Source organism: Bacteroides sp. AM23-12 (assembly GCF_003434395.1).
Classification (GTDB): Bacteria; Bacteroidota; Bacteroidia; order Bacteroidales; family Bacteroidaceae; genus Bacteroides; species Bacteroides thetaiotaomicron.
Genome location: NZ_QTLF01000008.1, coordinates 167,357 through 180,307 on the forward strand (window position 1 = coordinate 167,357; position 12,951 = coordinate 180,307).

The window sequence follows — 12,951 nt, forward strand, 5'->3', positions numbered from 1 at the left end:
AAAACGGCACACAATCAGTCCTAAAATAACTTTTCAAAATAAGAGAAGAGGATGAATTCAATGGCTTTTGAACTTCACCCTCTTCTTGATTCGTTAGATTAGCGATTAACAGGAACTACCATTCAATAGCTTGATCTTCGTCCGGAATCTGAGTATTGATATCACGTGATAATGTCAATGTGCCTTTTACATGATAGCGAATGATGGTACCTTCCACTGGTATATAATTGAAATAATAATCAACATTATTAATTATTACATAACGGTGTTCCAGATAAGGCTTCGCGTCATCCATTGATGAAGAAATACGAAATGAAGGAGTCACGTCCTCGTTTAATTCAAATCCAATCTCTTCTGCATTATCACAGGAAATAGTAACCGAACCATTTGTCTCGCCATTAAAAGCAAATTTGATTTTATACTTTCTACGGTCTGTATAATCCTCATCTACTATTCCTGCATACGTAAAAATAGTCTGTTCATCTATCACATACCCTCTTATTGACGATTTTGTGATAGATTCTGCTGTTTCTATCGGTTTACCATTTCCATCATATCCCGTCACCACCTTGTTGGTTATCCCTGTACCAGAATAATCGCCAGAGTAATCATTAAATGGGAAGATTCTCAATATTGCCTTAGCATAATCTTTACGTGGATGAGCTACGTAGTTGTAAGCCGCATCGTCTACAATCTGCAATGGAAGTACCCATTTTTCTGACATATCAATGTTGCGAAAATCAAATTTAAGATCCAGCAAACCTTTATTTTCTCCTGCTTTTATCTGTAGAGATTCTGGATATGAAGCGTATGCCAATCCTTCTGCTCCCATATCCTCATAATATAGTTCTGTACGTGTAGCGTAACGAGCGTAATTCAAAATATTCAATGTATCAGCATCATGTGCTACGTGTACAGTGACATTACTTGGATTATCAGTAGAACCACTGACAAGTATCGGTAACTGATAATTGGACCTCCCTTCTCCTCCTTCTGCATAATTTCCTTCTGCATCATGGCGGCTATAAGGTACATATATATTCGTCACTCCCTTACTATCCAGTTGTGAACTGAAAGAAATGTAGTGCTCATATTGTTCATCTTCCCATTCCGAATTGCAGGAAGTTCCCAACATTGTCATTGCAGCCAAAGCTGCCAAAGTATATATTTTCTTCATATATAAGTCTTTATGTTTAGAATTAATCATACATTGTCCATCCTGGGTTCTGTGTTAAACGTGAATTACGTTTCAACTCACTATGTTTGATAGGCCATAACCATAGCTTTTCCGAGAAAGTAGACGGGAGATTGTAAACAGGAATTGCCGAATGGAATTCGTCTCTCTTAGCTTCACCAACAAAGACATTACAACCGTATATTTGCAGAGATTCTTCTACTGGTGCATCTTTCCAACGGCGAATATCAAAGTAACGTTTTCCTTCGCCCATCAACTCTATCATACGTTCACGTTTTAATGCTTTACGCATATCATCAACCCCACTCTGCAGATAAAATTCGTCTGGATAATCAGGCAACCCAGCACGAATACGTACCGGATGAATACCTCTTTCCATTTGTTCTTTATCACGGCTAATAGTGTAGGTTGTCGCCTCATTCCAAGAAGGTATATTGTATGTTCCAGTCAACTCATTCAATGCTTCTGCATAAAGCAGTAGAATATCCGCATAGCGAATTGCTGTTTCAGCTTTCGCAACATAATTGCCAGGATAGTCGTTTGGATGAACAAACTTTTTAATTCCTATACCTGTACGCAAGTAGAAACCGTCATTACGATAACCATCGGAACTTCCAAAGTAGTACCAAACCTGTTGATTTACATCGGCAGGTTTGCTTTCAGTCTGGCTCAAATAATACCAGGTACAGCCATTATAAGCAACAGAAGCATAGAATCGTGGTTCGCGTTCTACATATTGCAAAGAAACATTCATCCCAGTTTTAGCCTGATCGTTATCTCCTTTCTTCGGATCATATTTCCAACCTAATTCCGGATATTTATTATCCTTCAAGTCTTGCAAATCAGTAAATCCGGTTCTACGTTCACGAGTATCTACAATACCTTGATAATTAGCTACTCCTTGATACATAGAGTTCATACCTGGCTCATTACTACCATTATTCATATAATATGCATCCAGCATTTTCTGTGTCATACCATGACAGTTCCAGCCGCCATCATCCTTGGGCATCTGATGAAGTACCAACATATCTATATTTGTTGCACCACGTGTAAATATCAGTTCTTTATTGTTTGCAGGTAATATAGTACCATCAAAGATAGTACGATATGATCTGAGCGGGTCAATATTTGTCCATCCTTTTGGCCAGGGGTGATTGGAAAACTCGCCATCAGCCGGTGGAGTAACAGTCGGACGTTCAGAAGGTCCATTATCAGATGTTGATTTATTTACAATATTCAACTCATAAACATCTAAATCGATGACATCACGGCAAGCGGCAGCAGCTTTTGCCCATTTTTCTTCACTATATTCGGAAGAAAGCAAACGACGCCCTTCGTCATCTACCAATTGCTGCGCATATTCATCATTATTTCCATTAGCAAACGGACTAGCTGCAAAAATCAGTGCATAAGCACGAACTGCCAATGCAGCTCCACGAGTAGGTCGGCCTATAGCATAATTATCAGTACGACGGTCATATTGTAACTCTTTAGTAGCCTGTACCATTTCGTCACTGATATATTGTGCCACTTCTTCGTATGAGCTACGTGGAGTAGCTATTTGATCATAACTTTGAGTATAATCCACTCCTTCGTCCGGCATAATAGGCACTGGACCATAACGACGTAAGAGCAACCAGTAATAGTAAGCACGAACAAAACGAGCCTGCCCCTTATAATCTAGTATTTCCCAATCAGCCATCTCTTGACACCGGTCAACATTATGGATAAATACTGATGCTTGGAAAATTCCTTTATAACATGCCCCCCATGCCCCAACATTATAAGTATTCTCATCATATTCTCCTAACTTGAACATATTATATGACAATTCATTCTTTGTTGCATCGATTGTCTTATCGCGGTCACCATAATACATATCGTCTGAAAAACAAAACGAATTCTCACTTGGTCCTTTAGTCGTCACCTCATAGTTTTCATTTTTTATAAATGAAAAAGCATAAGCTAACCATTCTTCCACATGATCCTTACTTTCGAAAGTTTTCTCCAGTGTCAGACGATCCTTAAAATATTTCTCCGAATTCAGGTAATCAGAGCAAGAAGAAATTACTCCCATCCCTAATACGGTTAATAATAATATATAAATCTTCTTTATCATAATCTCTTAGTATTTTTATAAGTTAACAGATAAACCCATAGTAACTGATTTTGTTAGCGGATAGGCTTCACCCCGCGGATTGCCAGTTTCCGGGTCCCATGTTTTGAACTTAGACCATGTAATCAGGTTTGATCCTGCAATATAGATACGAATATTATTGAAGTGCAGTTTATTGACTATGCTTTTTGGCAAAGTATAACCGATATCCAGATTCTTCAAACGAATATATCGACCATCACGCATCCAATAAGTAGAGGTTTGTTGGTTGTTTTTATTTTCCCCATAAGTTAAACGCGGATATGTTGCATTGGGGTTCTCATTAGCATGCAATCCCAGTTTGGCAGCAGTCTCTGAATCTACCCAACGATCACTTATCATATCTTTAAAGATATTTCCCCAGTCACTTTCGCTGAATGCATATACACACTTACCATAAATAGGGAAAGTGGATTTACCGGCACCTTGGAAGTGAACATTTACATCAATTCCTTTCCATGCGAAAGATGCCCCTATACCATATACTAAGTTTGGAGTGGTAGTAGCGCCAATAGCAACTTTATCATTATCGTTTACAACACCATCACCATTTACATCTTTATATTTGATATCTCCAGGCTGCACTGTACCAAACTCTTGTTTCGGGCTGGTACGAATATCATCGTAATCAGCAAACAATCCTTCAGCTATCAATCCTTTAACTTGATCTACACGATACCCTTTTTGATATAAATAAGAATAGACTTGATTCTCTTCATCCTTTTCGAGCACTTCATTCTTACTATAAGTTATATTCCCACGAATAGTCATATCCACCTCACCCAGTTTCTGCTTAAGAGCAAAATTGCCATCGAAACCTTGAGATTTCACTTCACCTACATTCGCTTTAGGTTTGCTCTCAAGACCTGTAATGTCAGGCAAGAACTCACGTGTTAAAAAAATACCTGTACGTTTTTCGTGGAAATAGTCAACTGTCGCTGTAAATTTGTCATTAAACAAAGAAAGATCAATCCCCAGGTCATCCTTAGTCGCAACTTCCCAAGTAATGCCATTAGAAGCCATCTGTGTGTAATGAGTTCCTATGAATGATTTTCCATAATCACCAAATCCCCAGTTATATACATAATTAGGCTTGCCTTCGCTGTTATATCCTGTAGTGGCTATAGTATATAAGTATGGGAAACGGTTGTTATCCCCAATATTATCATTACCTACCTTACCATGAGAATAACGTATTTTAAACATATTCATCCACTTCAAGTTATTCTTAACAAATGACTCTTCGGCAACGTTCCATGCAAGAGAAAAAGCCGGGAAGAAACCGAATTGATTTCCTGGTGCAAAATTTTCCGATCCGGTATAACCAAAATTAAAATCAACAAAGTAACGATAGTTCCAGTTATAAGTAAATCGTCCTGCTAACCCTTGATTACGTTTTGATACTCCATTCTTAATATCCGTACCAATGTCTACTGTCCGCTTCTCACTATCTTGTGTGTAACGGAAAGTAACTCCTCCATGATGATTTCCGAAAGCACGTTCCCAGCTTAACAGTAAATCAAGGAATTCACGACGTTTGCCAGAGCTACCACTTGATTGTGTCATGTCATATGCGGAAAACATTTTCTCATAAATAATCTCTCCCGTTTCTTGTCTACGTCCGTTCGCTTTATACAAATCTGGTTGACGATGACGATTAATCCAGTTACTGTTGTCTGTATCATAGCCAAAACGTCCTACAAACTTCAATCCCTTGGTAATGAAATCAAAATTTTGTTCTAATGTAACATTAGTTTGTACATTATTCTGCCAATCTTCATTGTATCCAGTTTGCGTAGATGCAACCCAGGGATTAAGTTTGTTTACGTTATCCCGGTGGGAAATAGGCGCATATCCATTGGAATAGTATACAGGCGTTGCAATAGGATTGTATCCGAAAAGCATGCCCCATAACATCTCGTTATCAGCCAGTCCTGGACTATTACGTTTGGCTAATGAACCTGCTATACCTAGTTTCAATAAAGTCGATTTGGTGATATCTATATCAACATTCATACGATAATTCCACTTTTTATAGTTGGCATTTGTATCGTAATCATCACGTAACGTTTGGTCTGTGTTATACATACCTTGATCTTCCGTATAACTTGCAGAAACAAAATAACGAGCAGTGTTACCACCACCATTCATGTTCAAGTTAGCGCGATAACTCCATGCTCCGTTTTTTAGGATCAAATCCATCCAGTCCACATTCGGATAGAAATCCGGATCCATTTGTGTACGAAATAACTCTAATTCTTCCGGTTGATAGGCCATTCCTAAATTGCGAGTCACTAATGCTTCGTTCATCAGACTGGCATACGAAAGACCGTCTACAAATTCCGGAGTGATAGTACGCGTATTATAAGAAGTTTCTACCTTGGCATCAATATTGATTTTTCCAGCTTTACCACGTTTTGTTGTAATCAATACTACACCATTTGCACCTTTAGAACCATAAATAGCAGTAGCTGACGCATCTTTCAATACTGTGAATGATTCGATGTCTTCAATGTTAAGTTCATCCAAACTGCTACGTTCAAAGCCATCCACCAGAATATAAGCACTTGAACTAGCTCCAAAAGTAGAAATACCACGTATCCAAAACTCAGAAGTACTTTTTCCCGGTTGTCCGGAAGTTTGTCGGGCAATAATACCCGGAACATTACCGGCCAAAGCGTTAGACATATTGGAAGTAGGGAAACGTTTTAAATCTCCCACATTCACATTGGTTACAGCTCCCGTCACTGTCAGTTTTTTCTGTGCCCCCATACCAGTTACCACAACCTCATCCAGTACACTAGCCTCTGATTCTTTCATCTTTACATTAACAGTATGCTGTTCTTTTACAAGTACTTCCACATCATCATATCCGATGTATGAGAAGACTAGTCGATGATAAGGTTCCATCTTTATAGAAAAATTACCATTGATATCCGTAATGGTTCCCAAACCTGCTACATCCTTTACAGTGATATTAACACCAATCATCGGCTCATCTTGTGTGTCGGTAACCGTACCAGTCACGGTAATTGTTTGTTGTGCAGAAATCGTCAATGGGACAACCAGCATCAACAAAAAAATGGCTAAATATTTTTTCATAATCTGATAAATGTGTTTATTCGTTAGATTCCACTGTTGATTCATCTTCCGGTATATTCTCGTCACCGGCTACATTCTCTTCTTGCTCCATTGAAATAGTGCGAATAGTATGTCCCACCTGATCATGTACATAAAACATCTCTTTCGCATCATCATAAACAAGTCCACTTACATCACGGAAACGAGCCACTTCTCGTAGGTCACCATCATCAGTTCCCCATTGGTTTCCGTCAGCTAAGGAAGTTGACGCTCCTCGTCCCGCATAGGTCGATACGATACCTTCTGGAGTTACTTTACGTACACAGAAGTTTAATCGATCTACAAAATAGAAATCATACTCTTCTTCACCAGTATAATCCGGATTTTTCACAAATACTCCTTGACAAGGATTATTCATACGTGCCTCAGTTCCTACATCATCCCTATAACCTGACTGTTTATATCCCCCGACAAAATTATACGGGGTAATAAATTCCTTTTTTATCTCGTCATAGTCGGAACGCATGAAATAATGATTGTTAATCACACCAAAATAAGCATACTTTCCAGTAGGATGAATGAAAATCTGAAATTCCCAACTTGGGTCAGCAATAGTGAATAACTGCTTAAAAGTATTAGGATTGTTCTTTACTATAGGATCCCAACTTCCACCATTCTTAATAGTTTTAAAGTAATCAACCAAGTCTAAACGAAATACTTGTCCCTTTTCATAACTATTAAAATACAATTCTCCGTTGATTGGATGAATAGTAGCTCCATTACATTGTTTGTAAGCAGCTATCAATTGTATATCAGATCTATCATCGAATGTACCATCCGCATTACGTTTAATAATATATACACTAGGACTTTCATCTCCCTTACCATCATAATCAATAGCTACAATCATATATTCCGCCTCATCAGCATATCCTTCTATCTTCTTATTGAAAGCAATGCTTCGTATACGATTAGTAGGTATAGTATTGATATTCAAAGGAGAAGAAAGCATACGATTTTTTAAATCGATCAACTGTATAGCTTTATGTCCATCGTAACAAATATACAAATGATCCTTATTCAACGGATCAAAAGCTAATCGTCCGTTATCGCTAAAGCCACAGCATTTGACACCTTCCGGTCCATCAAATGGTCCGTCTCTCCAACCTTGATCATCACGATTATTGCGATAGCCACAAAGCGTACCTACTACCATCTTTTTCTCATAGCTAAAAGTAGTACTCGCAGTCGTTGTTACTGCATTCTCTCCTTCTCCTACAGTGATTTCAATTTCACCACTAAAAGCTCCTGAAGGAACAAAACAGTAAACATAAGTACTTTTTACATTAATAACAATAGCATCTTTGCCACCAATCTTCACTTTTACCTTCGAAACATCTGTTCCGAAATTTTCACCATAAATCAATAGTTTCTGATAGGCTCCTCCTTCTTTCGGAGTAAAATCAGAAATTGCTACAGGTTTTGATGGATCAAAGGCTCCAGTCTCTACATTGTCATCGTCCTTACAACTACAAATGCAAATCGTGAATAATGCCAGCAATATCCACCGCCATTCCTTCAATACTTTTTTCATTTTACATTTCATGTTTTTCATTCTAGTTAATAATAAATGTATAGTTAATTAAACATTTCATCGAGTTTTGTCCATTAACACTTGCATCCAGTATCCTCCAATAACCGAACGCGCTTTAAACCCAACCCATTCACCACTGTCTGTGTGATGCCAATCACTGATAGGTACCCGCGAAGTAGTTTCATTGATATATTTATAGAGTGGATCTATGAATTTCTTGAAAGTTTCTAAATCTGAAGACATAGCAGCTGTCCACATAATCCAGTCAGACTTTGTATACTCTTTGCGGGAGTCCAATGGCAATCCGTAAGGATTCTGTTTCGTCAAATAATAGTTAATTTCTTTGTCGATTACATTATTTGGGAATAAATTCAAATTCCACATTTTGTCCCAAATCATATTATATTTCTGACTCCAGGTATTCTCACGGTCGAAAGCAAGGCGGTAATGATCACCTTCATTTGCCATTTCTTCCCATTTCACCGCCATTTTCTTGGCTATACCTGCATATTTCTCTGCAACATCATATAAACCAAGCATATGCGCCATTTCGCTATATCCGGCTACACCCATGATCGCTTTTACTGAAAGATTGGCATTATGAGCCCAATGACCGGCGAAGTCATCCGTGCATAATTGGTTCTCCGGGTCCTGTCCAAACGACCCGCAAACACATTAACATCCTATTAATTAATGGATTATGATTAAATTGTATTGCGTTTGTATTGTAATTCTATGTATTATACATGAATAAATAAGTTACAGAAAGAAAAGAATTATAGGAAGTATGAGATACTTGTCTTATATATTAGAATAGCAGTTCCTTATAGATTTATTTAAAAACTTTATTTTCATCTGTCTAAATGCTCTAACGATGTAAGAATGAAGCATATCTGTTTGGACATGAACATAAACTCTATAATATTACCGATAGTACTTTATGTGGTTAGATATCAGTAACTTATAGTTTCCTGTCATTTCTTGGAATGGAAACTGTCGTTTCCCGGTGAGGGAACGGACGTTCCTTTTAATGGAAACGACTGTTCCTTTTAAAGGGAACTGGCGTTTCCTCCGAGGAAACTAACGCCTGTTGTCTTATTCTAAAAATGGTTATAGTTTTATCTCCCTAAGGAATTCATCTGGCTAATTTGGCACGCAACTCTTTTAGTCTTTTAGCAGCCTGCTGATTATCCACTTTAATATATCGCATAAACGCAGATGGACTTTTATGTCCGGATATACGCATTAGTTCTGCTGCAGGAAAACCAGATAGATACATGTTTGTACAAAACGATCGCCGACAGGTGTGGGAAGAGATCATTTCCCATTTCTCATATATTCTCTTTTCTCGCTCTTTACCTTTCCTGCGGACAACTTCAATCTTCTGGCTCAATTTTATCTTCCGCCCCAACTCTTTGACTCTCTCATTAAACATGTATCGTGGGATTTTAGGCAAATCATAATTATACTTTTTAAGAATTTCAGGCACATAATCAATCATGGGAATCACTACAGCCTTGTGTACCTTCCGCTGTTTGAGATTTATATTCTCATTATCCAAATCAATATGCTCAGGACTTAAAGTTGAAAGGTCACTGTATCGTAATCCTGTGAAACACCCGGTAATGAATACATCCCGTATCTCTTCCAATTGTTTATCATCTGATAAATCAAGTTCGTATATTGCAGCCAGCTCCTTTTCATTTAGATAAATAGCATCAGTTTCCTCTTCTACAACTTTGAAGTTCTTTAGGTCAATCGGTGGAATAATTCCTTTTACTATTTGATAATTAACAAAGCCTTTCAACAAACGTATGATTTTTCCTGCAGAATTGGTGAGCAGCCCTACAGTTCCGTTTGGTTTTACTACTTTATGAAATAGATAATCCATAAACTCGTTGTAAAATGTCAGATTCAAGTTGCGGAATGTTACAGGTTGTGATGAGTATTCTTTGAAGGCGGTCAGATGCTTGCGGAGTGTTCGATAGTCTTTTATTTGATCTGCAGAGACGGATGGTGCTTTTTCCACTATATACCGTTCTAATGCATCAAACATATCTACCCGATTAGGACGCAGATCATATTCCCTGTTCTTTTCTAATTCAAACAAGACAAAATCAACTGTCGGATCTATGCCGTTTACTTTAGCATAGGTGAGAATATCACCGAGCTTAGATGTTATCTTAATCAAGCAGGCATCAATTTCTTCATAATGGGGACATGCACGCTTAATCCATTTCCTTTTTGCATCCCAATGTTCCGGTTTGATATTGTATCCGGTAGAGATAAGCGTGCGCTTGTTCCGATTGTAATTATATCGAACATAAAGGACAGTAGTTCCCTCTTGGGTAACATACTTGGGTTTAATATATGGTATATATTTTGCGATGGTATAATCAGTATTGCATTCGTGTTGCAAATTTACGAAAGCTATCTGAAATGACCAATATCTCTTTTGTTAAAGTTAGAAGTCATCAATTAATAGACCTTCATTTTGAGGTGGTAAGGATAAAATCTGCTCAAAAAAGGATAAATACTGCTCAAACAGCGTCAGAACCCCTGTTTCGTATGTTAAAAGAACGTTTGAAATCCAAAAAAGAATAGATTTTGTCCTTTCTTGAACACAGATTTTCCTTGTTTCTTCTATTAATTCCATTATTTTGTGTCATCAAAGATGAGATACTATGGAAAATAAAGAGTTTGTTAAAGCTCGATATTTGCTAGAAATACACAATTTGTTAGCCGCTTCTCCATAACATTTCATCCTAAATATGACAGTACTGGTATTATATATTATAAGGTATAGGAAAACGGGTATAAAGATTGCAATTATTCAAAGGTGAGATAGTATTAAGGTAAAAAGTGGATTTAAAAGAATACTTAGGGCTTGTTTTTTTTATGAGGTAAATAAGATTGATGGATGGATAACCTTGGATTTGAAGATTAATTTAAAGCAAATATTTATGAAGAAATTGCTAGCCATAATGGCTCTTTCAGTCGGCTTGTTGGCAAATGCCCAGACCGTTGACTTATTAAAACCTGCAAAAGATATAGCGCTACGTGCTCCGTCGGTGCCTATTATCGTTTCAGATCCTTATTTCTCGATCTGGTCACCCTATGATAAATTAATGGAAGGTAGTACAGAGCATTGGACAAGTGCGAAGAAACCTTTATTGGGTGCTCTGCGTGTTGACGGAAAAGTATATCGTTTTTTGGGGAAAGATAAAATTAATCTGGTACCTATTGCTCCTATGACTAATGTAGAACGTTGGGAAGCAGCGTACACTAACAGCCAACCAGCAAACGGATGGCAAGAATTTCAGTTTGATGATAGCAATTGGAAGAAAGGTAAAGCAGCGTTTGGTAGTCGTGATATGGAACGTATTCACACAGAATGGAAAGGAGACAATACCGATATCTACATTCGTCGCACTTTCGATTTTAATGAACCGAATATCGCTGAAGATATTTATCTGATCTATTCTCATGATGATGTATTTGAGTTGTATCTAAATGGGGAAAAGCTTGTTTCTACAGGACTTGTCTGGAAGAATAATGTATATCTGAAACTTTCAGAAGAAGCAAAAAAGAAACTTCGTAAAGGTAAGAACGTAATCGCTGCCCATTGCCACAATACTACAGGTGGTTCATATGTCGATTTCGGATTGTTTCGTGAGAAGGAAAATGCTGTTAAGTTTGCAAATGAAGCAGTTCAGAAATCTGTAGACGTATTGGCTACTTCCACCTACTATACTTTCACTTGTGGTCCTGTAGAGCTTGATGTCGTGTTTACCGCTCCTCAATTAATTGATGATCTTGATTTATTGTCAACTCCTATAAACTATGTTTCTTATCATGTACGTTCATTAGATAAAAAAACTCATGATGTACAATTCTATATGGAGACAACTCCTGAACTGGCTATTAACGAAAGTAACCAGCCTACTGTTGCTCGTACCTTATCAAAGAATGGTATCAGTTATGTAGAAGCAGGTTCAATCGATCAACCAATATGTGACCGAAGAGGTGACTTGATTTGTGCTGATTGGGGTTATGCATATCTTGCTAGTACGAATGGATCAGGTAAATCAGTCAGTTTGGGAGACTATTACGGAATGAAAGAATCATTCGTGAAAAATGGTACATTAGCCACTACAAAGACTAAATGGACAACTCGTAAAGAGGAAGATAATCCGGCTATGGCATATGTTCACAATCTCGGTTCTGTCTCCAATAGCGGGAAAGAAGGATTCATGATGCTTGGTTATGATGACATTTACTCTATTGAGTATATGTACGAGAAGCGTATGGGCTATTGGAAGCATGATGGCAAAGTGACTATCTTCGATGCTTTCGAAAAATTGAGAGACAACTATCAGGCTATTATGGAACGTTGTCGCGCCTTTGACGAACTTATTTATGACGATGCAGAAAAGGCAGGTGGCAAAAAATATGCAGAAATCTGTTCGGCATCTTATCGCCAAGTGATCTCTGCTCATAAACTCTTTACTGATAAAGAAGGTAACTTGTTATGGTTCTCTAAAGAAAACAACAGTAATGGTTGTGTAAATACAGTAGACCTAACTTATCCATCCGCACCACTATTTTTGGTTTATAACCCTGAATTACAGAAAGCTATGATGACTAGTATCTTTGAGTATAGTGCTAGCGGTCGTTGGAACAAACCTTTTCCAGCACACGATTTAGGGACTTATCCTATTGCTAATGGTCAAGTGTATGGAGGTGACATGCCAATTGAAGAAGGAGGTAACATGGTAATTCTTGCTGCTGCTATTAGCAAAATCGAAGGAAACGCTGACTATGTAAAAAAATATTGGGATCTCTTAACTACTTGGACAAACTATCTCGTAGAGTATGGACAGGACCCGGAGAACCAATTATGCACGGATGACTTCGCCGGTC

7 protein-coding genes and 1 pseudogene are annotated in these 12,951 nt (G+C 37.8%); 1 reads left to right on the forward strand and 7 read right to left on the reverse strand.

Translation table 11 applies throughout. From position 1 onward, the window contains the following. Nucleotides 1–115: 115 nt before the first annotated feature. The 7 genes and pseudogenes from DW640_RS10440 to DW640_RS23460 all read right to left on the reverse strand — a co-directional run bounded on the left by DW640_RS10440 (nt 116) and on the right by DW640_RS23460 (nt 10,684). Nucleotides 116–1,177: a DUF4973 domain-containing protein gene (locus tag DW640_RS10440; RefSeq protein WP_117578046.1), complete on the reverse strand. Its 1,062-nt coding sequence runs from the start codon at nt 1,175–1,177 to the stop codon at nt 116–118. Nucleotides 1,178–1,199: 22 nt separating this feature from the next. After that, nucleotides 1,200–3,317, reverse strand: coding sequence for a RagB/SusD family nutrient uptake outer membrane protein (locus DW640_RS10445; RefSeq protein WP_117578030.1), 2,118 nt, complete (start codon nt 3,315–3,317; stop codon nt 1,200–1,202). Nucleotides 3,318–3,332: 15 nt separating this feature from the next. Further along, on the reverse strand, nt 3,333–6,455 hold the full coding sequence (locus tag DW640_RS10450; protein WP_008767691.1) for a TonB-dependent receptor: 3,123 nt from the start codon (nt 6,453–6,455) through the stop codon (nt 3,333–3,335). Between the two features lie 16 nt (nt 6,456–6,471). Next, nucleotides 6,472–8,028, reverse strand: coding sequence for an IPT/TIG domain-containing protein (locus tag DW640_RS10455; protein WP_008762468.1), 1,557 nt, complete (start codon nt 8,026–8,028; stop codon nt 6,472–6,474). Between the two features lie 57 nt (nt 8,029–8,085). Next, a pseudogene (locus DW640_RS10460) lies at nt 8,086–8,688 on the reverse strand (DUF1793 domain-containing protein); the annotation flags it as partial. Between the two features lie 475 nt (nt 8,689–9,163). After that, nucleotides 9,164–10,447, reverse strand: a complete 1,284-nt coding sequence (locus DW640_RS10465; RefSeq protein WP_117578032.1) for a site-specific integrase — start codon at nt 10,445–10,447, stop codon at nt 9,164–9,166. A gap of 45 nt (nt 10,448–10,492) precedes the next feature. After that, nucleotides 10,493–10,684: a hypothetical protein gene (locus DW640_RS23460; protein WP_147326379.1), complete on the reverse strand. Its 192-nt coding sequence runs from the start codon at nt 10,682–10,684 to the stop codon at nt 10,493–10,495. A gap of 307 nt (nt 10,685–10,991) precedes the next feature. Between DW640_RS23460 and DW640_RS10470 the strand changes: the two genes are divergently transcribed. Next, a partial coding sequence (locus tag DW640_RS10470; RefSeq protein WP_117578048.1) for a DUF5127 domain-containing protein occupies nt 10,992–12,951 on the forward strand: 1,960 nt, incomplete at its 3' end.

Coding starts and splice junctions, on each gene's coding strand:
- DW640_RS10440 (WP_117578046.1), bottom strand. CDS start 1,177: ATGAAGAAAATATATACTTTGGCAGCTTTGGCTGCAATGACAATGTTG.
- DW640_RS10445 (WP_117578030.1), bottom strand. CDS start 3,317: ATGATAAAGAAGATTTATATATTATTATTAACCGTATTAGGGATGGGA.
- DW640_RS10450 (WP_008767691.1), bottom strand. CDS start 6,455: ATGAAAAAATATTTAGCCATTTTTTTGTTGATGCTGGTTGTCCCATTG.
- DW640_RS10455 (WP_008762468.1), bottom strand. CDS start 8,028: ATGAAAAAAGTATTGAAGGAATGGCGGTGGATATTGCTGGCATTATTC.
- DW640_RS23460 (WP_147326379.1), bottom strand. CDS start 10,684: ATGGAATTAATAGAAGAAACAAGGAAAATCTGTGTTCAAGAAAGGACA.